Origin of the sequence: Exiguobacterium sp. USCH10 (assembly GCF_037619445.1) — a bacterium.
GTDB lineage: Bacteria > Bacillota > Bacilli > Exiguobacteriales > Exiguobacteriaceae > Exiguobacterium > Exiguobacterium aestuarii_A.
In genome coordinates this window covers 41,877-65,798 of sequence record NZ_JAQPZO010000006.1, presented here as the reverse complement: position 1 = coordinate 65,798, position 23,922 = coordinate 41,877, and the positions used below count along the sequence as shown (strand labels likewise).

At 51.3% G+C, this 23,922-nt stretch carries 27 protein-coding genes; 10 read left to right on the top strand and 17 right to left on the bottom strand.

Annotation, left to right across the window (positions count from 1 at the left end; all coding sequences use genetic code 11):
• Nucleotides 1–10: 10 nt before the first annotated feature.
• From PQI28_RS10675 to cspD, 10 genes are all read right to left on the bottom strand, one after another.
• Nucleotides 11–1,351, bottom strand: a complete 1,341-nt coding sequence (locus tag PQI28_RS10675; RefSeq protein ID WP_339963268.1) for a murein hydrolase activator EnvC family protein — start codon at nucleotides 1,349–1,351, stop codon at nucleotides 11–13.
• Nucleotides 1,352–1,374: 23 nt separating this feature from the next.
• Nucleotides 1,375–2,277 (bottom strand): permease-like cell division protein FtsX, encoded by a 903-nt coding sequence (ftsX, locus tag PQI28_RS10670; protein ID WP_214760056.1) that lies wholly within the window; start codon nucleotides 2,275–2,277, stop codon nucleotides 1,375–1,377.
• Nucleotides 2,267–2,953: a cell division ATP-binding protein FtsE gene (ftsE, locus tag PQI28_RS10665; RefSeq protein ID WP_074033670.1), complete on the bottom strand. Its 687-nt coding sequence runs from the start codon at nucleotides 2,951–2,953 to the stop codon at nucleotides 2,267–2,269. Before ftsE ends, ftsX begins: the two co-directional genes overlap by 11 nt.
• Before the next feature lie 353 nt (nucleotides 2,954–3,306).
• Complete coding sequence (locus PQI28_RS10660) at nucleotides 3,307–4,914, bottom strand: BCCT family transporter (RefSeq protein WP_214874645.1); 1,608 nt, start codon at nucleotides 4,912–4,914, stop codon at nucleotides 3,307–3,309.
• 110 nt (nucleotides 4,915–5,024) lie between these two features.
• Nucleotides 5,025–5,360 carry a cytochrome c551 gene (gene cccB, locus PQI28_RS10655; RefSeq protein WP_214785865.1) on the bottom strand — a complete coding sequence of 112 codons (336 nt, stop codon included), beginning with the start codon at nucleotides 5,358–5,360 and terminating at the stop codon, nucleotides 5,025–5,027.
• 108 nt (nucleotides 5,361–5,468) lie between these two features.
• Nucleotides 5,469–6,326, bottom strand: coding sequence for a YitT family protein (locus PQI28_RS10650; RefSeq protein WP_214693594.1), 858 nt, complete (start codon nucleotides 6,324–6,326; stop codon nucleotides 5,469–5,471).
• A 61-nt stretch (nucleotides 6,327–6,387) separates the two neighbouring features.
• Nucleotides 6,388–7,488, bottom strand: coding sequence for a peptide chain release factor 2 (gene prfB, locus PQI28_RS10645; protein ID WP_214693596.1), 1,101 nt, complete (start codon nucleotides 7,486–7,488; stop codon nucleotides 6,388–6,390).
• A gap of 55 nt (nucleotides 7,489–7,543) precedes the next feature.
• Nucleotides 7,544–10,066, bottom strand: coding sequence for a preprotein translocase subunit SecA (secA, locus tag PQI28_RS10640; RefSeq protein WP_214693597.1), 2,523 nt, complete (start codon nucleotides 10,064–10,066; stop codon nucleotides 7,544–7,546).
• A 139-nt stretch (nucleotides 10,067–10,205) separates the two neighbouring features.
• Complete coding sequence (hpf, locus tag PQI28_RS10635) at nucleotides 10,206–10,769, bottom strand: ribosome hibernation-promoting factor, HPF/YfiA family (RefSeq protein ID WP_214687196.1); 564 nt, start codon at nucleotides 10,767–10,769, stop codon at nucleotides 10,206–10,208.
• A 303-nt stretch (nucleotides 10,770–11,072) separates the two neighbouring features.
• A complete protein-coding gene (gene cspD / locus PQI28_RS10630) occupies nucleotides 11,073–11,270 on the bottom strand; it encodes a cold-shock protein CspD (protein WP_012726946.1) in 198 nt (65 codons plus the stop codon).
• A gap of 272 nt (nucleotides 11,271–11,542) precedes the next feature.
• Here cspD and PQI28_RS10625 point away from each other — a divergent pair, with 272 nt between their 5' ends.
• The 9 genes from PQI28_RS10625 (at nucleotide 11,543) to PQI28_RS10585 (ending at nucleotide 18,555) form a co-directional block, all read left to right on the top strand.
• On the top strand, nucleotides 11,543–12,037 hold the full coding sequence (locus tag PQI28_RS10625) for a competence protein ComK (protein WP_214745974.1): 495 nt from the start codon (nucleotides 11,543–11,545) through the stop codon (nucleotides 12,035–12,037).
• Between the two features lie 74 nt (nucleotides 12,038–12,111).
• Nucleotides 12,112–13,827 carry a hypothetical protein gene (locus tag PQI28_RS10620; protein ID WP_339963266.1) on the top strand — a complete coding sequence of 572 codons (1,716 nt, stop codon included), beginning with the start codon at nucleotides 12,112–12,114 and terminating at the stop codon, nucleotides 13,825–13,827.
• A 9-nt stretch (nucleotides 13,828–13,836) separates the two neighbouring features.
• The gene (locus tag PQI28_RS10615; protein ID WP_074033686.1) at nucleotides 13,837–14,127 is read left to right on the top strand and encodes an EscU/YscU/HrcU family type III secretion system export apparatus switch protein; all 291 of its coding nucleotides are present in this window, start codon (nucleotides 13,837–13,839) and stop codon (nucleotides 14,125–14,127) included.
• Nucleotides 14,124–14,504 carry a flagellar export chaperone FliS gene (locus tag PQI28_RS10610; protein ID WP_224861752.1) on the top strand — a complete coding sequence of 127 codons (381 nt, stop codon included), beginning with the start codon at nucleotides 14,124–14,126 and terminating at the stop codon, nucleotides 14,502–14,504. The genes PQI28_RS10615 and PQI28_RS10610 overlap by 4 nt, the downstream gene beginning before the upstream one ends.
• Nucleotides 14,488–15,390: a flagellin N-terminal helical domain-containing protein gene (locus tag PQI28_RS10605; protein WP_339963265.1), complete on the top strand. Its 903-nt coding sequence runs from the start codon at nucleotides 14,488–14,490 to the stop codon at nucleotides 15,388–15,390. Before PQI28_RS10610 ends, PQI28_RS10605 begins: the two co-directional genes overlap by 17 nt.
• Nucleotides 15,391–15,414: 24 nt before the next feature.
• Entirely contained in the window at nucleotides 15,415–15,858 is a 444-nt protein-coding gene (locus PQI28_RS10600; protein WP_339963264.1) for a YaaR family protein, read from the top strand.
• A gap of 9 nt (nucleotides 15,859–15,867) precedes the next feature.
• On the top strand, nucleotides 15,868–16,533 hold the full coding sequence (locus PQI28_RS10595) for a DUF2225 domain-containing protein (RefSeq protein WP_224861756.1): 666 nt from the start codon (nucleotides 15,868–15,870) through the stop codon (nucleotides 16,531–16,533).
• Nucleotides 16,534–16,677: 144 nt separating this feature from the next.
• The gene (locus tag PQI28_RS10590) at nucleotides 16,678–17,997 is read left to right on the top strand and encodes an Ig-like domain-containing protein (protein WP_339963263.1); all 1,320 of its coding nucleotides are present in this window, start codon (nucleotides 16,678–16,680) and stop codon (nucleotides 17,995–17,997) included.
• A gap of 57 nt (nucleotides 17,998–18,054) precedes the next feature.
• On the top strand, nucleotides 18,055–18,555 hold the full coding sequence (locus PQI28_RS10585; RefSeq protein ID WP_339963262.1) for a DUF1572 family protein: 501 nt from the start codon (nucleotides 18,055–18,057) through the stop codon (nucleotides 18,553–18,555).
• Here PQI28_RS10585 and PQI28_RS10580 read toward each other — a convergent pair.
• The 4 genes from PQI28_RS10580 to PQI28_RS10565 form a co-directional block, all read right to left on the bottom strand.
• Nucleotides 18,543–19,064 (bottom strand): DUF402 domain-containing protein, encoded by a 522-nt coding sequence (locus tag PQI28_RS10580; RefSeq protein ID WP_339963260.1) that lies wholly within the window; start codon nucleotides 19,062–19,064, stop codon nucleotides 18,543–18,545. The genes PQI28_RS10585 and PQI28_RS10580 overlap by 13 nt on opposite strands.
• Before the next feature lie 101 nt (nucleotides 19,065–19,165).
• The gene (locus PQI28_RS10575; protein ID WP_339963259.1) at nucleotides 19,166–19,834 is read right to left on the bottom strand and encodes a DUF4352 domain-containing protein; all 669 of its coding nucleotides are present in this window, start codon (nucleotides 19,832–19,834) and stop codon (nucleotides 19,166–19,168) included.
• A 159-nt stretch (nucleotides 19,835–19,993) separates the two neighbouring features.
• Entirely contained in the window at nucleotides 19,994–20,620 is a 627-nt protein-coding gene (locus tag PQI28_RS10570) for a hypothetical protein (protein WP_339963258.1), read from the bottom strand.
• 135 nt (nucleotides 20,621–20,755) lie between these two features.
• The gene (locus PQI28_RS10565) at nucleotides 20,756–20,941 is read right to left on the bottom strand and encodes a hypothetical protein (protein WP_214693614.1); all 186 of its coding nucleotides are present in this window, start codon (nucleotides 20,939–20,941) and stop codon (nucleotides 20,756–20,758) included.
• Nucleotides 20,942–21,100: 159 nt separating this feature from the next.
• Between PQI28_RS10565 and PQI28_RS10560 the strand changes: the two genes are divergently transcribed.
• The gene (locus PQI28_RS10560; protein WP_339963257.1) at nucleotides 21,101–21,478 is read left to right on the top strand and encodes a DUF3021 family protein; all 378 of its coding nucleotides are present in this window, start codon (nucleotides 21,101–21,103) and stop codon (nucleotides 21,476–21,478) included.
• Nucleotides 21,479–21,514: 36 nt separating this feature from the next.
• Here the strand turns inward: PQI28_RS10560 and PQI28_RS10555 are convergent, their stop codons facing one another.
• From PQI28_RS10555 to fliD, 3 genes are read right to left on the bottom strand one after another with little or no spacing between them, the layout of a single operon-like run.
• A complete protein-coding gene (locus tag PQI28_RS10555; RefSeq protein WP_339963256.1) occupies nucleotides 21,515–21,865 on the bottom strand; it encodes a flagellar protein FliT in 351 nt (116 codons plus the stop codon).
• Nucleotides 21,865–22,239 carry a flagellar export chaperone FliS gene (fliS, locus tag PQI28_RS10550; RefSeq protein WP_214758342.1) on the bottom strand — a complete coding sequence of 125 codons (375 nt, stop codon included), beginning with the start codon at nucleotides 22,237–22,239 and terminating at the stop codon, nucleotides 21,865–21,867. Before fliS ends, PQI28_RS10555 begins: the two co-directional genes overlap by 1 nt.
• A 14-nt stretch (nucleotides 22,240–22,253) precedes the next feature.
• Entirely contained in the window at nucleotides 22,254–23,921 is a 1,668-nt protein-coding gene (gene fliD, locus PQI28_RS10545; RefSeq protein WP_339963255.1) for a flagellar filament capping protein FliD, read from the bottom strand.
• Nucleotide 23,922: the final 1 nt, after the last annotated feature.

Here is a 23,922-nt window from a genome sequence, read left to right as displayed (position 1 = left end):
TCCGCTTTAGTCAGTATCCAATATACGGGGCTGGGTCAATCGCATTCGGTTGTCCCGGTGCCCATTTTCCTCGATGCAACTCAAAATGGAGATGCGGTCCAGTCGACCAGCCGGTATTGCCGAGTGTCCCGACCGTCTGCCCTGCTGCGACTTGTTGACCGGCGCCGACCGTGATTGCATCCAGATGGGCGTAGACGGTCGTCCAAATTTCTCCGTTCATGACGTGGGAGACGAAGACGACGTTCCCATATCCTGTCGCCGGAGCCGCCTTGATGACCACGCCTGGCGCACTCGCGACGATTGGTGTCCCTGGGGCGTTAACGAGGTCAATCCCCTTATGAATCTCAGGGACACCTGTCAACGGATTGTTCCGTGGACCGAACGGGCTCGAGACGTAACCAGAAACGGGACGGACGAATCCAGTCGAGGTGGACACGTTCGTCGGCGTTTCAGCCGACTGCGCTGGCGGTGGCGTCACTTCAGGTGCCGCGACCTCCGTCTCCGCTTCCCGCGCCTCTCTTTCAGCGCGTGCCCGTTCTTCAGCTGCGCGTGCCTCGGCTTCTCGCTTCGCACGTTCTGCCGCTTCAGCGGCTTCTCGTTCAGCTGTCGCGATTGCCTCAAGCTGTTCACTGATGATCCGGTTCTGTTCGGCCATGACGGCTTGTTCTTCGCTGCGCGTCATTTTTTCGAGTTCGAGCTGCTCGACTTGTTCGTTCAGTTCGACCAACAAGTCACGTTTCTTTTCGGCCGTCCGGTCAAGGTCTTGTTTCGTAATGACGAGCTCACGCTCTTTTTGTTTGATGAAGGAGAGCTGGGTACGCTGTGTCGTCTCTAACGACTCGAGACGTTCCATCTCACTCATATAATTATGTATGAGCTCCCGGTCCTGCTCAGCGATCGTGCGGGCCGTCATGACCCGAGTCACGAAATCGCCGAAGGAACGGGACTCAAAAATGACTTGTAAATAAGAAGAATCTTCATGCACTTGTAAGACGCGAAGGCGTTCGTTCAACAGTTCCTTCTGACTTTCCAAGTATTCTTCCTGAACGGAAAGTTGTTGGCGGGTCGCCTCAAGCTCTTCACGGGCCGTATCGACCTCGTGCTGTTGAATCGCGATTTGTTCACTCAAATCATTCAAGCGGTCATCGACGACGAGAATTTCCGTCTGCACGGCATCCCGTTCTGCCTCGGTGACCTCGAGCTCGGCATCCGTCTCGGCCTGCGCTTTTTTCGACTCCTCCAATTCATTGGACAGTCGGTCTTGTCGAGCTTTTAACGTGTCTTTCTCTGTCGCCATGACCGGCATGGCAAGTAACGATACACACAACCCTAGCGCAAGCGAACGTTTCATCCGCCAACTCCTCCTTATTTAAGTTAGATTTTCAAGAAGCGACCGAGCGATGTCGTCGATCCCCAGATTCCGATGAACGCACCGAGTGCAAGTAAGACGAGCGATACTTGTACCGTGAGCGTCGATGGATCAATCAACTTAAATATATCACTATTCAATTGATCAAGCGATGGTTGTAAAGCACTATATGCGACGTCATATCCGAAATAAATGACGAGAATCGGGACGAGAGCACCAAGCATACCGAGAAGCAGTCCTTCGATAAAGAACGGCCAGCGGATGAAGCTGTTCTTCGCTCCGACGAGTCGCATGATTTCAATCTCGCGACGACGTGAGAAGATGGTCATCTTGATCGTGTTCGAGATCAAGAACATCGCCATCAATGTCAGTCCGACGATCAACGCGAGTCCACCGATGCGAATCCCGTTGAAGAAGGCAAACATTTTGTCGATGTAGTCTTTTCCGTACTTCACATCATCTACATTTTCGAGTGAACCGACCGACTTGGCCACTTCCTCTAATTCTGTCGGGTCTTGCGCTTTGACGATATAACGGGCGTGGAGCGGGTTGTCTTTCTCAACCGTTCCGTATGCCGCCGCATCGTCCCCGAGTTGAGTCTGGAACTTCTGCAATTCATCCTCTTTCGAGCTGAACGTGACCGTCGAGACGCCCGGCACCTGTTCAATGTTCTGTCCGAGTTTCTCTACCGAGTTCTCATCCGCTGTCCGGGTGATGAACACTTGAATCTCGACATCGTTCTCGACGTTGTCCGAGATCTCATTGACGTTGAACATGACGAGTGCGAAGACACCGACAAGCAACAAGGTGATTGTCACGGCACTGATCGCCGCGAACGACATCCATCCATTACGAAGTGTTCCTTTGAACCCTTCACGCAAATGGCGCAATCCAGTCTTAAACATCATAGCCATATGCTCCTTTCTCTTCATCGCGAACTACTTTCCCATTCTCAATCGCGATGACGCGGTGACGAATCTTATCGACGATGTCACGGTTGTGCGTCGCCATGACGATTGTCGCCCCGCGGCGGTGAATTTCTTCAAACACTTCCATAATGCCCCATGCCGTTTCCGGGTCCAAGTTCCCCGTCGGCTCATCGGCGATGATGAGTTTTGGTTTATTCACAATCGCCCGTGCGATTGAGACACGTTGCTGCTCTCCACCTGAGAGTTCATCTGGATAGTTGCGTGCCTTGTTTTTCAATCCGACAAGGTTCAACACATCCATGACTTGTTTACGAATCGACGTCGCGTCTGCCCCGACGACTTCTAATGCGAACGCAACGTTCTCATAGACAGTGAGTGTCGGAAGCAACTTGAAGTCTTGGAAGATGACGCCGAGTTGGCGGCGCAGCTTCGGTACGTGCCGGTCTTTAATTTTTCCGACATCTAGTCCGTCAATCAACAATTGACCGGCCGTCGGTTTCTCCTCACGATAAATCATCTTCATGAAGGTCGACTTTCCGGCACCGGAAGGCCCGACCACATAAAGGAACTCGCCGTCGCGAATCTCTAGATCGAGGTCATCCATGGCTACGACACCGTTTGGATATACTTTACTGACTTTTTGCATCGAGATCATAACGTATTCCCTACCCTTTTTTTTATATTTGTATGCATCTATGACGAAGTTGAATCAATTGTTTTAGTTACTGTATATTTCGCCTAGAGTCTTTTTTACAGGAAACGACTCCCGCTGTCAAGGTGTCGTTTTTCATATTCGCCTGGTCAAAAATTCATCTAGGGCATAGTTGAAGCGACTACAATTATATCAATCCAACTTTTAAAAGACCATTACAGGAGTGTTTCAGTTCGATTGAGTTCGGTGGGAAAATGTCGCGAAGAACCTCGCCTTCTCTATATGTAAGAAAAAGTTGAAACCGCACTTCAAAAAGGGTGCTCCCGTAGGAACACCCTTCACGATATCGTCAATAATTAGTCATGTGGTTTTTCTTTCAATGCGTCAAACGGAGACTTTTTCCGTTTCCGATATTTGATATGAATCGTCGACGATTCATAATCATCGGAGGCTCGGATATCCCGACTCGACACTCGGACGAACGACCAGGCCAGGAGGAACATGATAAAGATCAGCGGGAATCCACCTACGATACTCGCCGTCTGTAGCGTATCAAGTCCGCCGAGGAACATGAGCGTGAGTGGCATGATCGCAAGTGCGAACGCCCAGAAGAGACGGTTCCAGACAATCGGCTCGTCCTCGACATGTTTCTGTGTGACCGATGCCAAAATGTAAGACGATGAATCGAACGTCGTCGCCAAAAAGATGATGGCGAGAAGCGTGAAGACGCCGACGACGACCTTACCGAACGGCAACTGGCTGATGATGGCGATGATCGTCGGGGCCGGTCCGTTCGCCGCCATATAGCCGACGACATCGAACGTGCCGCTCAAGTGGAGGTACAGTCCGTAGTTCCCGAGAATCCCAAAGAACAGGATACATCCGAGCGTCCCGTACACCATTGTCCCGAAGATCATATTCCGAATCGTCCGGCCGCGCGAGATGCGGGCGACGAACAGTCCGACGAACGGTGCGTACACGAGCCACCATGCCCAATAGAATACAGTCCACGACTCAGGGAACCCCGTTGTCGTGAATCCGCCGAAGTCACCGAACGGTTCCATCCACGTCGCCATGCGGAAGAAGTTGTCCATGACAATCCCGACTCCGTTGAATGTCGTCTCCAAAATGAAGCGTGTCGGTCCAAAGATGAAGACGAACGTTAAAATCCCGAGCGCGAGCCAGATGTTCAAGTCACTCAGTACTTTGATTCCGCCCTTCAGTCCGATATACGAACTGACGGCAAAGATGACGGTACAAATCAACATGATGACGGCTTGCATACCGAGCGTGACCGGAATCCCAGTCAGTTCGTTGACCCCTTCGGCAATCATCGGCGTCCCGAGCGCGAGCGTCGTCCCGGCACCGCCTAATAATCCAAAAATAAATAAGATATCAATCAATTTGCCGAGTGGTCCGTCCGCCCATTTGCCGATCACGGGACGTACCGCTTCACTGACTTTCAATACTGACTTTTTACGGACATAGAAGAAATAGGCAATCGGCAATGCCGGTAACGTATAGATTGCCCAGGCAATCGGACCCCAGTGGAACATCCCGTATGCTGTCGACCATTGGATCGCTTCAGGTGACTCGGGTGTCAGTCCGAACGGTGGCCCCTCATAATAGTAGACCCATTCAATGACTGACCAATACAGGATACTCGACCCGATGCCGGCAGCAAACAACATCGCTGCCCACGAGAACGTGCTGAACTCGGGTTCTTCATCTTCACGACCTAACTTGATATGACCATTCTTACTGAAGGCAATGAAAATCAAAAATCCGAATGCACCTAAGCCCATCGCTAAGTACAATACTCCGAAGTTAGAGGTCATGTATTCGTTCGCCGCCCCGACCCACGCCTTACCAGTCTCCGGGAAGAAAATGAGCGGTAACGTCACCCCTAACAGTAGTACAAACGAGCCAATAAAAGTCGGCCAGTCAATCAACTTCGTCTTCAATTGTCCTCACTCCATTTCCATAACTTCTGCAATCCCTTACATATTTCCCTTAAGAACATACCCACAAACAAAAAAGCACGGGGTGAATAGTCACTCCATGCTCCGATGTCTTATTTTTTCTCAGCGAGCCAAGCGGCGACCGCCATGATCTCTTCATCGTCTTCGATAACGTTCGCAGGCATTGCGCCTTGACCGTTACGGATGACGTTTTCAATCTCTTCTGCCGACAGACGAGCACCGACTTGCTCGAGTGACGGACCACTCATTCCTTCAAGGTTCGCACCGTGACATGCCGCACAGTTTTGTGCGTATACCGCTTCCGCGTCAACCGATGCCGTGTTCGAGCCCGAATCCCCGTTGCTCGACGTGTCCTCTTCTTCGCCGCCGCCACATGCGCCGAGTGTCAGCATGGCGCCGAGGCCGATGGCCATCATCCATTTTTTCATAACCACGTTCCCCTCCTAAGTTGTAGAAATGACCTACATTTACCATTATAGCCGTTCACGTGTACTTTCTAACCTAATCTCACGAAAAGTACACAAAGATTCCACAACTTACGGAACGTTGATATAGCGTTTATCCGACGTGAACCCTTGTCCGAGCACCTCGTGCGCCTCGCTGAAGACGAGGAACGCCTCCGGGTCGATCCGACGGATGATCTCTTTCAGACGGCTCACCTCGCTCTGACGGACGACGATCATGAGCATCGGACGGTCGAGACGAGAATACGCCCCGATCGCCTGAATCTCCGTCGCGCCACGGTCTAGCTCCTCAAAGACGGCCCGAACGATGAAGTCCCGTTTCTCCGATATGACATACGCCATCTTGTCCTGTGTGAACCCGAGCTGGACGAAGTCGATCATCTTGACCGTAATGAATAACGCGATAAGTGCATAGAGCCCGGTCGAGAACGAGAACGTGACAGCAGCGGTCAAAACGACCATACCGTCGAGGATGGCGATACAGAGATAGAGCGGGATGTGCGTGAACTTATGTAAGATCTGTGCGATCAAGTCCATTCCACCTGTCGAGGCACGTCCTCGGAAGATGAGACCGAGTCCGACACCGACGCCGACTCCACCGAAGATGGCGGCGAGTAACGTGTCGTTCACGGCAGCTCCCGCATCGATTGCCTCATAAAAGAGGATGACACCCGGTAAAAAGATGGAGCCGACGAGCGACTTCACGCCGAAGCCGAGACCGAGGATGGCCCATCCGATGATAAGTAGCAACACGTTCGCCACGAGCTGGAACGCCCCCGGCGAGATGCCGAACAGTTCATACGTGATGACCGAGATCCCGCTCACCCCGCCCGACGCGAGGTTGTTCGGCAACAGGAACAAGCTGAAGGCCGAGGCGACGAACACCGAGCCCGTCAACAAATATAGATAGTCTTTGACGATTTGCTTCATTAAAGAAATTCTCCTTTACAGACAACGTGGCCCAAAGACAGGAGTCTTTGAGCCACATGCATCACATATTTGTTTTACGAAGGTAAGCATCGATGAACGGCATGACGTCACCATCCATGACACCACTTGTGTTTCCGACCTCGTGGTTCGTACGGTGGTCTTTGACCATCGAATACGGGTGGAAGACGTATGAACGGATTTGGCTACCCCAACCGATGTCCGTTTTCTCCCCACGGATCTCGTCGAGCTTACGTTGTTGCTCGTCGAGTTCGCGTTGGTACAATTTCGCTTTCAACATCTTCATTGCCGATTCACGGTTCTTGATCTGTGAACGTTCTGTCTGACAAGAGACGACGACGCCTGTCGGAACGTGCGTGATTCGGACGGCCGAGTCTGTCGTGTTGATGTGCTGTCCGCCGGCACCTGACGCGCGGTACGTGTCGATGCGGAGGTCTTCTGTCCGTACTTCGATTTCGATGTCATCATCGAATTCTGGCATGACGTCACATGACACGAACGACGTGTGACGACGGCCTGACGAGTCGAAAGGCGAGATGCGGACCAAACGGTGAATCCCTTTCTCTGCTTTCAAGTAGCCGTACGCGTTGTGCCCGACGATACGGAGCGTGACCGACTTGACGCCCGCTTCTTCACCAGGAAGGTAGTCGACCGTCTCGACTTTCCAGCCTTGCTTGTCTGCGAAGCGCTGATACATCCGAAGGAGCATCGATGCCCAGTCCTGTGACTCGGTACCGCCCGCACCCGGGTGTAATTCCAAGATTGCGTTGTTCGCATCGTACGGTCCGTTCAAGAGGATCTCGAGCTCGAAATCATCGAACTCTTTCTTGAGCGATTGAATCGTCTCTGCGAGCTCTTCTTGCATCTCGGCATCCGGCTCTTCTTTAATGAGTTCGAGCGTCACTTCGCCGTCCTCATGTTGCGTCGCGAGGTCTTGGTATTTGTCGACCATCGCTTTCAGTCCGTTCGACTCGTCGATGACTTTTTGTGCCTTCTCTTGGTTGTCCCAAAAGTCAGGGTACGTCATCTCGTTCTCGAGCTCGGCGATGCGTGCTTCCTTCTCCGTTAAGTTGAGCGAAGCTCTGTAGTTCTCGAGGCGCTTCGCCATCGCCTCAAGTTCGTTCCGAATATCTGAAATTTCCATAGTGTTGATTCACCTTTCCGTAGGAAAGAGGCGAGCGGACCCGCCTCTTCAATAATTAAGCCTGTTGTCTACCGTGACAGTTCTTGAACTTCTTACCAGACCCACACCAGCACGGATCGTTCCGGCCGATGCTGTCTTCTTTCGAACGACGGACCGGTTTCTTTTTGACCGGTGCGTCTTCCTTGCCTGAGACGGCGACTTCCTCTTCGACGACTTTCTCGCGTCGGAGGTTGTCCCCGACTTCGGCACGGAGCACGAAGCCTGTCACTTCTTCTGAGATGGCTGCGTTCATCGCATCGAACATGTTGATCCCTTCCGCCTGATACTCGCGGAGCGGGTCGTTCTGTCCATATGCACGGAGATGAATCCCTTGACGCAACTGATCCATGTGGTCGATGTGAGACATCCAGTGCGAGTCGACGGCACGGAGCACGATGATCTTCTCGAACTCGTTGAAACGCTCAGGCGGTGCGAGTTGACGTTTCGCCTCGTACTGCTCGTTCACGCGCTCCATGAGGAGTTCGATGATCTCTTCGCGTTCTTTGCCGAAGAAGTCTTTGCCTTCGACCGTACGCTCGAGCGCGAGCGTCTGGTTTGCCCAATGCGCGAGCTCGTCGATGTTCCACTCTTCCGGCACGAGTTCGATCGGCGTGTATTGACCGACACCGAGTTCGACCGTCTGTGCCATCATCGAACGGACGATGTCTGTGACCGACTCGTTCTCGAGGATGCTCGAGCGGTCTTTATACATGACCTTCCGTTGGTCGGCCATGACGTTATCGTAACCGAGAAGCTGTTTACGTGCATCGTAGTTGTTTCCTTCGACGCGTTTCTGAGCCGATTCGACCGCTTTCGAGACCATGCGGCTCTCGATCGGTTGCGTATCGTCCATCCCGAGACGCTCCATCATGTTCTGGAGGCTGTCCGTTCCGAAGCGACGCATGAGCTCATCTTCGAGTGACAAGTAGAACTGGGATTTACCAGGGTCCCCTTGACGACCAGAACGACCACGGAGCTGGTTATCGATCCGACGTGACTCGTGACGCTCTGTCCCGATGATATAGAGACCACCGAGGTCGATGACACCTTCGCCGAGCTTGATGTCGGTACCACGACCGGCCATGTTCGTCGCGATCGTGACCGAGCCTTTTTGACCGGCGTTCTCGATGATTTCCGCCTCACGCGCGTGATTCTTCGCGTTCAAGACATCGTGACGAATCTTCTTCTTCGTCAAGAGCTTGCTCAAGTATTCAGACGTTTCGACGGCAACCGTACCGACGAGGATCGGTTGACCAGTCGCATGGACCGTTGCAATCTCCTCGACGACGGCTTTGAACTTCCCTTCCATCGATTTGAAGATGAGGTCCGAACGGTCCTCACGAAGAATCGGTTTGTTCGTCGGAATCGTCACGACTTGCATGTTGTAGATGTTACGGAACTCTTCTTCCTCTGTCTTCGCCGTACCAGTCATCCCGGCAAGCTTCTCGTACATACGGAAGTAGTTTTGATACGTGATCGTCGCGAGCGTCATCGATTCACGCTGAATCTCGACGCCTTCTTTCGCCTCGATGGCCTGGTGAAGACCTTCCGAGTAGCGACGTCCGTCCATGACACGACCCGTGAACTGGTCGATGATCATGACTTGTCCGTCACGCACCATATAGTCGATGTCGTGATGCATGACCGCGTTCGCACGAAGGGCGAGCCCGACATGGTGGTTGACCGCGACGTGCTCGATTGCGAACAAGTTGTCGATGCCGAAGAACTTCTCGGCGAGGTCGACCCCTTGGTCCGTCAAGAGGACCGATTTCGTCTTCACGTCGACCGTGTAATCGTCTTCCTCTTTTAACGTACGCACGAATGCATCGGCACGCGTATAGAGCTCCGTCGATTTTTGAGCCGATCCTGAGATGATGAGCGGGGTACGCGCCTCATCGACGAGGATTGAGTCGACTTCATCGACGATCGTATAGTAGAGCTCGCGTTGCACACGGTCTTCCTTATAAAGGACCATGTTGTCACGGAGGTAGTCGAAGCCGAGCTCGTTGTTCGTCGAGTACGTGATATCACAGTTGTAGGCAGCCTGTTTCTCGACACGGTCCATGTTCGACACGTTGAGGCCGACCGAGAGACCGAGTGCGAAATAGAGCGGCTCCATGAGTTCTTTATCTCGCTTCGCCAAGTATTCGTTGACCGTTACGACGTGTACGCCACGGCCCGTGAGCGCATTCAAGTAGACTGGAAGTGTCGCGACGAGCGTCTTCCCTTCACCAGTTTTCATCTCAGAGATGTCACCGTTGTGGAGCACGTAACCCCCGATGAGCTGGACACGATAGTGACGCATGCCGAGCACACGCTCTGATGCCTCGCGACAGACCGCGAACGCCTCTGGCAAGATATCGTCAAGCGTCTCGCCTTTCTCTAGGCGTGCACGGAACTCTTCCGTCTTCGCTTGAAGCTGTTCGTCAGACAATGCTTTGATTGGTTCGGCGAACGACTCGATCAAGTCGGCCGCTTTCTCTGCTTTTTTCAATACTCGTTTCTGTGGAGCAAATAACTCTTTCAAAAAGTTCGCCATACTCATATCTCCTCTGCACTCACTAAAAAATGCATGTTTTTTCCCTAATGTACAGTTTAACCGAAGTGGTGCCACCTTTCAAGGAAAGGCAAAACGAAACGACCCTCCGAAGCCGGAGGGTCGTGTAAGGTCAAGTATATTATTCTGGTTCGATCAAGCCATACTTCCCATCTTTACGACGGTAGACGACGTTCGTGTTGCCCGTTTCCGCGTCAGAGAAGACGAAGAAGCTGTGACCGAGCATGTCCATTTGAAGAATCGCCTCTTCCGTGTCCATCGGTTTCAATGTGAAGCGTTTCGTCCGTACGAGTTCGAGTTCTGCCTCGTCCTCATCGTAGACGGCCGGTGCATCATCAGGTCCTTCGAGGGACTTGAAGTACTCGCCGACGCCACCTTCTTTTCCGCGTCCTTTACGGTTGAGTTTCGTTTTGTGTTTACGGATTTGACGTTCCAATTTATCGACGACGAGGTCGATTGCCGCGTACATGTCGAGGTTGATGTCCTCGGCACGGAGCAACAAGTTCGGCATCGGGATCGTCACTTCCACTTTTTGTTTCTCATTATACACTTTTAAGTTGACGTAAGCCGTCTGTGCATCCGTAGGAGTTGTGAAATACCGAGTCAACTTCTCCAGCTTTTTCTCGACATAGTCTTTGATTGCTGGTGTGACCTCAATGTTTTCGCCGCGAATGTTATAAATCATCTGAACTCCTCCTTAAAATAACCGCTTGAACCAATGATTCGTCGAACGAGACGGAATCTCCTGCTTCATTTCTAAAAGAAAGTGGAACCAGGTGGTTCACTAATATTATACCCCGAAATCGCTATGTTTGAAAACGTTATCATCAGAAAATAATGACAATTTTGTTCCGAATTCAACATTTCCTACAACGAGCGAAAGGTATAGAAAGAAAATACCCATTCCACACATTTTTAAACGCGTTTTTTTATTATGCAGACAAAATAAAAAGCCGACTCCTGAGGGAGCCGGCTTCACGGTTTGAAATTATAATTTTACAACGTTAGCCGCTTGTGGGCCACGCTCGCCATCAACGATTTCAAACTCTACGTCTTGACCTTCGTCAAGTGATTTGTAGCCTTCAGATTGGATTGCTGAGAAGTGTACGAACACGTCTTTGCCGCCTTCTACTTCGATGAATCCAAAACCTTTTTCTGAGTTAAACCATTTTACTTTACCTACCATGTGTAAATCCATTCCTTTCACCATTGGAGAATACAGAGGGTTGTCCTCTACGGCTAATCTTACCACCTTCTTGTAAGCGTGACAAACACTTTCTCAAATATTTGTAAACGTTTCGTCATTTGGCTTTCATTGGAATTCTATTTCCCTACTTTTCATATTGTCTTGTTGAATTTACATTTTTTGTGATATATCATTGAAGGGATGATTTAGGTTTGTGCCGTTTGTCATTTAGCCGATCCTGAAAATCTAATACGAGGAGGATGGTGCAGCGTATGCGCTCCTACTATTCTGAGGAAAAATATCGCATCACAAAGCGAACCGTGGCGATTCTCCCTTGCTTTGACATTATGAAGCAGTCACGGATCATTCTCGAGGATGGCACCGAGATTTCAACCCCGCTCCGGCCGTACCAGTTGTTGCAACTTTCTTGCCGCCAGTACAACAGCTCGATCGAGGAACGAATCTTCATCGCCAAACGCGTCGCCGGCGTAAAAGGGAAAGTCCCTGTCGTAATCGAACCGACAACCGGACTCGTCTTCTTCCCGACGAAGTCTCCAAAGCGAGACGATTGTGAATGGTATGCCTGGTCCCATATTCGAGACATACTGAACATCGAGGAGGAGCCGAACGGCCTCGTCCTCACAAAAGATGGACATCAAATTCAGACGAACGCGACACCGTACGTCCTTCGGAACCAACTGAAAGCGACAGGTGAACTCGTCGCCCGGTTCCAACAATTGAATGCGAGCCCAGCGCTTGAATCATGACACGCCTTCCGTCGAAAAGACGGAAGGTTTTTTTCGTTTGTTTCGCTTCATTTTTTGAAAAAGAGGTCGATATTATGGTCGAGGTGACAAACATGCAAATTCAAGCCCAAGCGACCGCCGTCAGTTCGGTCTTACCAGGCATCCAGACGAACCGGACCTATAAGGCCGAGCTCGTCAAACAGACAGGCCCCGACTCCGCAATCGTCAAGATCAACGGCGAAGAAGTCGAGGTCACATTCAAAGACGGGCTCCCGAAGACGAACCCGTTCCACGTGACGCTTGCCGAACAGGACGGCGTCTTGCTCGCGACCGTCGTTCCACAAAAGGAAGAGACGCTTGAACCCGCACCACCTGCATCGTCAAAGCTCGACGCGAAGATTCAGACGCTCCTCGCTTCCCTTCCACCCGAAGTCCGAAGTGCCGTCAGCCGTCTGCTCCAGTCCGGGCGTTTGCCGATGAACGAGGACACGGTGCGCCTGCTCGAAACGGCCTTTAAAGGAGACATGCGCGACGTCATTCTTCATCTAAAGACGCTCGATACTCTGGCCATCCCGCGTGAGGTCGCACGAGAGATTGCCGTCCTTTCTTTAAATGAGGCGAGACAACTCCTCACACCGCCGGCGCCACACGCGCCGTACCCTCAAAAAGAGCGATACGTCGAACTCGTCAACTTGTCACGTCCCGTGAGCGAACGGGTGACACCGACGCCTGAGACGATCGACCGGGTCATCCGTGACTTCCCTACTTCACCGAAGATGGAGCGCACCGAACCGTTGCCGCTCCCACCGGTGAACGGACGACAGGTGATGGTCAAGGAAGTGACGAGCCATCTCGCGAACGTGACGAACACGTTCCGAAACGAACAGGCGACCGTGACGAAACAACTCGGACAAGTCGCGGCACTCATCGAGACGAATCCACATGCGGCACGTCCCGCGCTCGAGACCGTCTCGACCCGCTTGACGCAACTCGTCCAAAAGACGGACGCGCTCCTTCACACGGATGTGACGCAGGAAAAGCAACTCGTCGCCATGACCGCGAAGCTCGACCTCGCCTTGTCCTTACTCTCGACAAAGCCACAAGAGAGCGCGGCACTCGTCAAAGACGTACGGGCGACGTTGAACGACTTCCGTTACGCACCGAACCAGGCACGGATTGAATATATCCCACATGGTGCGATGCGCGCAGGAGAAATCCCGAGCGTCACACCGCTGAAACTTGACGCGACACTATCCGGTCGGCACGTCCAGGAAGTGACGCAACGTGTCCAGGCACAGGCCCAGCTCGCACAGGCGAACAACACGCCGACGTCCGCCCTGTCCGTACGAAGTGATACGACGAACCCGGAGGCGCAGCGACTCGCCTCGTTCCTTCAGGTCCAACAGACACTCAACCGCCTCGATGGCGGTCAGCTCCACCAACTCCTCTTCGCCCTTCCGGCGAAAGTACAGGAGATCGACACCGGGATTCACGTCCATATCCAAAACCGCGAGGCCGGTGACGTCGTCGACTGGGAGAACAGCGTCCTCTATATCCGCTTAGAGACACCTCGCCTCGGCGAGATTGGCGTCAAACTCGAAGCGAAAGACCGGAACCTCCGCCTCACGCTCGAGCATGACGATGCGACGGTCGAACGACTCGCCCTCCCGCTCCTCGGCAAGATTGAGCAGACGCTCGAGACGATCGGCTATAAGAGCGTGACGACCCAATTCAAACCGCTCACGAAAGCCGAACGCGTCGTCGATGAACCGAAAGTGGCACCGACGACCGGCTATGACTTCAGAATTTAGGAGGCCACGATGTACCAACGCATGGATTTGACGAAACGAAAGACGGCCGCGGTCGTCCGCTATGACGAATCGACGGACAAAGCGCCCGTCGTCGTCGCCCGCGGAACGGGAGCCGTCGCTGAAAAAATTCTACAAGAGGCACGTGCCCGAGGCGTGGCGGTCGAGAACGACCATTCCTTGCTCGGACACTTGCTCGACCTCGACTTAGGGGATGCCATCCCCCCGCAGCTGTATGACGTGATGGCGGAAGTGTTGCTGTTGATAGAAGAACTCGATTCCATTAAAGGAGAACCAAGATGAACCCAACCCAGTTATATGAAATGAGGCCTGAAGAACTGACACAGGCGATGTTACACGCACTCACGTATCATTACGAACGCGCCCAAGGCTCGACGATCGCTGAACGAAATCGTCATCTGCGCCAAGCGCGCGAGCTGTTGGTCAAGCTCCATCAAGGACTTCATGACGGCGGTGGCATCATCGCGGCGCAACTTGATGAAATCTATCTCTATATGGCGAACGCCAGTGTCGAGGCGATCATCGACCAGGACCAACAAAAGATCGCCGAACTACATACGCTCGCAAGCGACCTCGACAAGACGTGGAGCGAGGCGATGGAACGCGCGAAAACACAATCTGTACCGACTGGAGGAAACCGCTATGAAAATTACCAATAACGTCCAAGCGTTGAAGGCCTATACGTCACTCTCGTTGAACCAGGCGTCGATGAAGAAGACGATGGACCGTCTCTCGAGCGGGGTCCGGATCAACAAGGCGTCGGATGACGCGGCAGGACTCGCCATCTCCGAAAAGATGCGGATGCGCCTCGACTCGCTCTCGATGGCCGAACGCAACACGCTCGACGGCATCTCGCTCACCCAGACGCTCGAGGGCGGGATGAACGAGACGCATTCCCTCCTCCAGCGCATGCGTGAACTGTCGGTCCAAGCGGCGAACGGGACGCTCAGCGAGGACGATGCGAAAGCCGTCCAAGAAGAGATCAACGCCTTGACGGAAGAAGTGACACGAATCGCCGAGACGACGGAGTTCAACTCGAAGAAGATCATGAACGGGGAATACATGCAGGGTGCGAGCACGCTCTTTTTCCAAATCGGGGCCGGTAATAACGAGGCCGTCGTCTTGAACGTCGAAGACATGCGGGCGCACGCACTCGGCATCACGACGACGACAGCGGGAGGCGGAGCGTTATCTCCCGTCGACCATGACAACAATCAAGCGACAGCAGATGTTTCTTATTACTCCCTCAGCGTATTGACGCCAGACAAAGCGGGAGAAGCAATCGCGAAGTTCGATGCAGCCATCAACCGTGTGTCACTCGAGCGTTCGAAGCTCGGGGCCATCCAAAACCGGCTCGAGGCGAACGTCAGCGTCGTCGCCATCGGTTCTGAGAACTTGACGGCATCCGAGTCACGAATCCGTGATGCCGACATGGCCCGTGAAATGATGGACTTCGCCCGACTTAACATCTTGAATCAGTCCGGCATGGCGATGATTGCGCAGTCGAACGCGTTACCGCAAGGCGTGTTACAATTATTGAACTAACCTAAAGAAAGGACGGTTGCCCATATGGACATTCGTCGCATCATGGAGACGCAATCGCTCCTCGGCTCAAGCAAGGCGAAACGCCCCGAAGTCGAACCCGGCGTCTCCTTCCAAAACGTCATCGGTCAAAAGCGTGAAGACCGCGAGCATGAACGGTTCCATCGTCAAATCGCCGCAATCCAGGAACAAGGAGAGCTTCTTGCCGAGAGCCAGACGGTCGAGGCGCTAACCGATTATAAGAAAATGATCAAAGACTTTATGAAAGAGGCCGTTGACGCGGCACTCCGCCTCGAGGACAAGCGCGGTTTCAACCGCCGGGGACGTGCGAAGATTTACAAGGTCGTCGAACAAGTCGACCAGAAGCTCCTTGCGCTGACGGACCAGGTCATCTCAGGGGAAGCCTCTCGCCTCTCCCTCCTCGACCAGGTCGGTGAGATTCGCGGATTGCTCGTCAACGTCTATGTGTGAGGTGTCGAGATGGCAGAACATTTGTTTCTGAAGAAAGTCAAATGTCCGTATTGTTTACAGGAAAGCAAGACCCAGCGCGTGTTGTCACGTCATATCCGACCGCTTGAGGTCGAAAAGGACGGCTATACGACGTATGACGGACCGAACCCGTATTTGTATGAGCCGACCGTCTGCGGTCACTGCCACCTCGTCTTCCATGACTCGTTCGACAAGGTGCGAAAGCATAACCGGGAGGCACTCGAGACGCATTACTTCAACCAAGTGAACCCGGATGTCCTAAAAGGTGACCGGACACATGAGCACGTCATTCTCTTATATAAATTTGCGGTCATGACGGCCCAGTTGAGCGGACAAAAGCCTTCCGTTGTCGCCATGCTCGGGATGCGGATCGTCTGGATGTATCGGTTGATGGGGGATACGGCGTCTGAGAAGGAATGGATGCAACGCACACTCGATAAATACAATGAGGTGCAAGAGGCGTATACGGACCCGATCCGGACCGGGCTGCCGTACGACCAGCTCATGCTACGGATTGCCGACCTTTCGGCTGCGCTCGACTATTACGAAGATGCACGTCGCTGGTACGGGATCCTCCTCAGCAGTAAGGAAGTATCGGAGCGGATTCGAAATCAGGCACGGACGCACTGGGAAGATTTTCGATTGGAACATGCATGAAGACTGCGAAAGCGGTCTTTTTTTGTCGAACGAAACCTGACAAATCTTAAAAATCGATTCTCCTCCTACACGAAAATCATCAGTTTTAGTCATTCAATCCGATTATGATAGCAAGTGGAATCGATATTTAAGGAGGAAATGATTATGAAACGATGGCTAATGACGCTCGGTGTACTATTCGGTGTATTGTTCCCGTTTTCAGTATTGGCGAGCGGGCAAGCGATTGAACCAAACGCAGAAGTACGAGGAGTTTTATCTTCCCCGACATTCAGCGAAGAGTACACGTTGACGTTACCGAGTGCAGGACAGTTAGAAGTCGATTTGGAGTATGGGGACGATCTGTTGGACGTTCGAATCGAGAAAAATGGGAAGGAATTACGGCTGCCGGGCAATTTAGGGACGACACGCTACGTCTTGAACGGTGCGCTTGAAGCGGGGGCGTATCGCATCATTGTCGAAAACGAGAACACTTGGGAAGAAAAACCGCTCCCTTACCGTCTCGCGACAAGATTCACACCGGCGAACAATGATGAAATGGAGCCGAACCAGGAAGTCAGCTCTTCTGCCCTTCTACCACTGAACAAATGGCAAACTGGATTCATCTCGAGTCAGGATGCGATCGATGTATACCAGATTGACTTAAAAGCAGCGGGATCTCTTGATCTTCAGGTCGAGTCCACGATGGGTGAAGTCCTTACTGTCGAATTGATCAATCGAAGCAATAAAGTCGTCTACACGGACACCGTTTATGAAGAAACGGTACAATTGCCAGCTGACTTAGAACCTGGCTCGTACTACTTGAGAATCGGAAGTGATTACGGGTATAGCGACGGGCTCGGTGGCGCGTACCAGCTTCGTGCCGGATTTAAAGCAGCTAAAAATGTAGAGAAGGAATCGAACAATACGCCACGTACTGCGAGCGCATTCCCATTCTTCAAACAGCAGATTGGATTTTTATCTTGGAACGACTCGGTCGACTACTACAAGTTCGTCCTACCGAAGTCGAGTCGCGTATCCTTTGACCTATATGCACCGACAAACGAATGGAGTACGTTCATCTTGACCGACAGTAAAGGCAATACGATTTTAGACGACACGTTAAGTAAGGCGGAACGTTACCGGAATAGTGCATCTCTCGCGAAAGGGACATATTATGTGAAGCTCGAGAAGAGCAGCTACGACCATCTCGGCGGAGCTTATCGCCTTCAAATCAACTCGACGCACTTGTACCCTGTCCTATCCATCAACAAAGTGACGACCAAATCGACAGCCGTAACGGGTAAGACAGAAAAATATGCGAGTGTGGTCATGACGATTGGGAAAAAATCATATACACGTAAAGCAGATGCAAAAGGGAACTATTCGTTCAAAGTGTCCAAGCAACGCGCGGGAACGGTCATCAAGCTGACTTCCAAAAACAAATACGGCAGTACTGTCAAAACGACAAAAGTATTAACGAAATAAGTCATAGGAAACCTCCGATTGGGTATAGAACCATTGAACTCAAAAGGAGGTTTTTTCATGTTTGAAACACAATATCTCGATACCGTACGCGCCACGTTCAAAAGCCAGAAACAACTCGCCGAGCGTGCGCTCGTCCAAGTGAATGACGAGGACCTGCATAAGACGCTTGCACCCGATACGCTCTCCCTCGCCCTCATCATCCAGCACATGGCGAACAATATGAAATCGCGCTGGACCGACTTCTTGACGACGGACGGCGAGAAGCCGGACCGGAATCGCGACGCCGAGTTCGAGGACCAACAACTCTCCCGGGACGAACTCATGCAGGTGTGGCACGAGCGCTGGCAACTGTTGGACAACGTCTTGGCCGACCTGAAACCAGAGGACTTAGGAAAAGACGTCATGATTCGTGGGGAAGCCCACTCCGTGATCGATGCGATTGAGCGACAAGTGTCGCATTACGGCTATCACGTCGGTCAGATCGTCTATCTATCGAAACTATTTGCCGGTAGCGACTGGGAAGTGTTGTCGATCCCGTTACCGCATCAGCGGAAGTGAGGCGTCTCTCTTTGAGCGAGTTCGATGAGACGCCGCTCTAACGAACCGTGAAACGGAAATTGCTGATGCTCGATTCGTCGTTTCACTTCAGCGACGGTGTGCCATACTTGTTCAACCAATTTATTTGGATAGCCATATCGTATCCGGTTGATGTCAAACTCTTCTTCATCGACGAGTTGCCATTCACCCAATTCTCTCGCAATGAGGTCGACATCCAAATCGACGAAATGAATCTCCTCATCCGTAATGGTTGGAGGAAGGCCAATATTGGAGTACCAGCGCATCGTGCCGTCCTGTTCTAAATCAAGCTGTAACGTAAACCCTTCATGCCGCATGAAGCACTCAAGCGAGTAAGAATCATATGTATAACAAGCATTTAGCGTATGATGTTGGAGCGTCCGACCCGGCCTCGCATACAACAATACGTAATCCTCCGTTTCTTCCAAGACATGACTCGACCATTCATAATGGAGCTGTTGGTCATATTTGATTAGAGAGACGTTCTTCATCACTGACCTCCTAAAAGATGGGATATCTTCATTATCCTCTATTGTTCAGGTTTAGACTAGACAGATAGGGCGTGCCGCTACTCATTCGGCACGCCCTCTATTTATTTCGATACGTCGATTGTGTATTCATAACGTTCTTCTGCGATTTTATTGAATTGGTCATTATAAGGACCCTCTACGACGAAACGCACCTCGGTCAACTCTGCTGGCATCGAATCTACATGAAAGAGTACCCCGCCCTCTTTCTTCACTTTACCTAAAAATTCTCCTCCGACATCTTCCGAAATGATTAGATCAGCGTCTACCTGTTCTCCTGTGTTCGTTACAAGGCGGGCCTGATTCGGATGAAATGAGACCGTGTCGTCACTCGTATTTTCGACAATCACGTTGAACGAAACAATGGTCACTTCTTTTTTTTCATCGAACATGAAACGAAAATCAGAAGCAACCTGTAATCGGAGGGTTTGCACTTTATCAATCTGAAAAATGATTGGACCAATCTTTTCTTCAATACCTAGGTTACGATTTTTCATGTAAATTTGACTGATGCCAAGCTCATTCTCTTCTACCTCAAACTCTTCGGAGCCACCAATCCCTTCTGACGTATCTTCACCCTTGCTCGATTCACTTCCTTCTGATGAAGAAGTGGTTTCTTCATCCGTAGTCTGTTCGGTCTGCTCGGTAGCTTCAGAACTCGTCGCCTCATCCGTCTCCCCGCATCCAATCAGAAATACGAGAGGCAAAGTGAACAACCAATGTCGAACCTTCATGATACGCTCCCTCCTATTCGAAAATCTCGTCGGACAATGACTTATATTGAATATGTACCCATCTAATTAGAAAAAATCATATATTTTATGATCATTCACCTACTTATTTTCCAGTGACCATACAAAAAACGTGCCGACACTTGTTCGGCACGCCTCAACTTATTTCGTCACGTTGATCGTATATTCGTAACGGTCTTCCGCCACTTTGTCGAAGTTCTCGTTAAACGGTCCATCGATGACAACTTTCAAGTCCGTCAGCTCTTCTGGCTTCGCCTTCACGAAGAAGAGAACGTTCCCTTCTTTCTTCACTTTCCCCATGAATTCGCCACCGACGTCATCCGAGAACCATAAATCCGAAGACACCTGCTCCCCCGTGTTCGTCACGAGCGTCGCCTGGTTCGGATGGAAACTCATCGTCTCGTCGACCGTGTTCTCGACGATCATGTTCATCGCGACGACGGTCACCTCTTCTTGTCCATCGAATGAATCGCTATAAGCTTCCGCGACCGTGAGACGTGACGTCTGCACTTTGTCAATCGCGAACTGAATCGGTCCCATCGTCTCCGTGATTGTGACTGCCTTATTCTTCAAATAAATCTTGTTCGTGCCGAGTTCACTTTCTTGGATGTCCGTCTCTTCAGCAGTCGTCTCGTCCGCCGCACTCGCTTCTGCCTCTGCCACTTCTTCCGTATCCGTCGCCGTCGTCTTCAGTTCATCTGCTTCCCCGCATCCGACGAGTAGTGCAAGCGGTACCGCCACTAGTAAGCCAAACCGTTTCATGTTCATCTTCATCTCTCCCTTTTCATAATCAAAGTAATGTGGTTAAGACGAATATAACGAATTGGCAATCCATACCGTGACAAGAAAAAGTTCCAGGCAAAATAAAAGTCAAGGTCCACAATCGGACCTTGACATATACGCTTATCCCCTTGATTTCAGTTCTTCTTCCTCGTATGGATCGGGACGATCCTCAAGCGGCGTATCGTCCTCGACATACGCCTCAAGTTTCGGGTCCCGTTCCACATACTCATCGTACGCTCCCTCTGGACCATAGACGAAATAACGGCGTTTCCGTGACGATACCGGTTTTGACTCTTTCTCACGCATCTCGTTTCCCTCCTCTTTCCAGAAAAGAAGCAACGGTTACAATGATGTTTACCCGATTATAGCGGAAAACAGACGTGATTTCATCCTCGCTTTTTATCCGAAACCTTTTTGCGTGATATCCGTATATATGCACAACAATTCAATGAGGGGATGTTACATATGCAATTCGTGAAGAAAGGGTTCGTACGGAGCCTCTTATGGTCGCTGCCGTTCGCGATACTCTCGCTCTACCAAGGATGGTCAGGAAATATGGACGGCGTACACGCCATGCTCGTCTACGCCGGAGTCGCCTTCTTTCTCGGGCTCACGAGCGTCATTTACGAAGTTCGGCAATGGTCGTTCAAAAAGCAAATTTTCATTCACTGGAGCGTCATGCACGTGACGATTCTGCCACTCCTATGGTTCGGTGGGTCTACACCGGTCACATCACTTCAAGATGCCGTACGTCTCTACTTAAATTTTACGGTAAGTGGGCTGTTCTTGTTTACGGTCTCTTATTTCATCATTCGCATGCGTCGCCAAGTCAAAACTTCTTAACGCACAAAAGCTCGAAGGCATATGCCTCCGAGCTTTTTACGTCTGTTGGTCGAATAGTCCAGAAAAGTTGGAATCAACGTCTTCATACGGGTCGACGTACGATTTGACCGTCTTCCGTTCCATTCGGGCCGTCCCGAGCGTCATTCCGAGACGCTGGTGTTCTGCCTCAATGAGACGCGCAATCTTTTGACTGTCGTCAACGAGCTGCCGGAGAACCGTCTGATCGGCTTTCTCCAAATCAGGACCGTGTGCCGCGAGTAACTGTTCCCGGTCCTCCAAGAGCTCATGGATTTGTTCCATCCACGTGTCGTACGTCGGCTCTTCCGGGACTTGTGCCAGCAACTCTTTCAGACGCTGCGTCTTTAAGATGATTTCATCAATCGGCATCATGACTGCTTCGCGAGTTTCATCGCTTCCTTCCACGTGTCGCGGAGTTCCGTCGTGAAATCGAGTACCTCGTCGAGGATCGTCGTGTCGTTCTTGACGTTCGCATCGACGAGACGGCGCCACATGTACTCATAGAGCGAGTCCAAGTTCGCCGAGATGGCAATGTCTTTATTGAGTGTGAGACGAAGCTCTTGGAAGATGGCTTGTGTCTTTTGGATATTGATGTTCTTCAAATCAGGGTTGCCCTGGTCGATCGCAAGCTTGGCGAGGCGCATGAACTTGAGCGCCCCGTCATAAAGCATAAGCGTCAGTTCCTGTGGGTTCGCGGTCGTGACCGCATTGTTTTGATATGCTGCATATGGATTAGCTACCATTTAAATTCCTCCTCTTACATGCCTCCGCCTAAGAACTGTTGAAGTGAAGCGGCTTGCGAGTTCGCCTGGTTCATCGCCGTTTCCATCGCTGCGAAGCGACGGTAGTAGGCATTTTCTTTGTCGATGAGTAAATCGTTTAATCGTTTGATTCGAGTATCCATCTGCGTCATCTCGCGACCCATTGAATACGTCGGAGCCCCAGCCCCGTCGGCACCGGCGATTCGTGTGATTGTCTCACGTGAGTCTTTTGCCGTATCACGGATTTGCGGGAGTAATCCTGTATTTTCATCAGTAAAAAGTTTATATACTTGTTCTGGGTCTTTCTCGATGGCAGCTTTTAACTTCTCTTCATTCAGCTCAATCTTTCCGCCGTTCGTGAAGTCAGAACCGGTCGAGAGACCGATTTGGAATAAGCGAGACATATCAAGATCATTCGTAGTAGATGTCGCGCCTGACCATTTGCTACGAAGTGTGTCCATCGTTCCGCGAAGGATCGTGTCCCCGCGGAGCATCCCGCTCATCGCTTTCTCTTCCCACTTTTTGATCTCGTCCTCAGACAACTCATCACGTTGTGCCTGTGTGAGCGGTGCGAACGAACGGAATCGTTCTTCTCGTGTCTTCTTGTTCATGAGATCGATCGTCTCATTATATTTATCGACGAATCCTTTGATGTTGTCAAAGATTTTTTGAGTGTCAGTGGCAGCGGAGAGTGTGACAGCCCCACTCGCAAATGTCGACTTCAAGGTTAATGTCATATTGTCGATTGTCACAGTATTCGAGCTTTGTGTCATTGGAATACCGTTCAGCATAAACTGTGCATCTGTTCCGGCTTTCGAGGCATCAGTTGAAGCAATTCCTAGAGCCGCTTGTGTGGCTGCACCGAATTCAATCACTGCAGTTGAACCCGTTTGTTTTTGAGTCAAAGCGAGCTTCCCTGAAATCGGTTCAAAAAATGCGGAAATGCCTGTTTCTTTACCATTCAATGCCGCAATTAGATTGTCTACAGTGGCATCTTCTGATAACTGAATCTTCTGCATCGCACCATCTTTCACAGAGCGTAGTTCAAGTTCATATCCGGAAGTGAATGTCGCTTTCGTACCAGCAGGGATATCTGACCCATCTGTCATCGTCACTTTACCTGTCGCGTCGACGCTATAGGTTCCATCAACTAATGGCGAATCGCTCGCATCAAGCAACTGAACACTACCGGCTTTTGGCGGGGGTGAAAGTGTCCATTCTTTTGTAGCAGTATCAAGTGTCGCTGAACGAGATGTCGGTGTAAATTTCATGTCAGAGAGTTTAGTCGTTCTTGTCACAGCACCGTCCGCTTTCGTTAACGGTGTTGCCGTTACTGTCGCGGCAGTTGCTAGAGCAGAAACCGAATCAACCCGAATCGCTGTATTCCCACTCGACGGACCTGCCACAACCGAGACACGTGACTCATCCGATGAACTCGACGTCTTCGCGTAGAAGTTGCGGCTGAACATCAAGTCGACCGCACTATTTCGAAGAGTCATAAGTGAACGGTTAATTTCACGATACGCATCGCGCTTCCACTCCGTCGTTTGTTTCTTTTGTTCAAGTTTATCGACCGGCGCACGCTCGGCCTGCATCAATTGTTTAATAATCGTATCCGTATCGATTCCACTGGCGAGTCCGCCAAATCGGATCGGTGTCGTCATG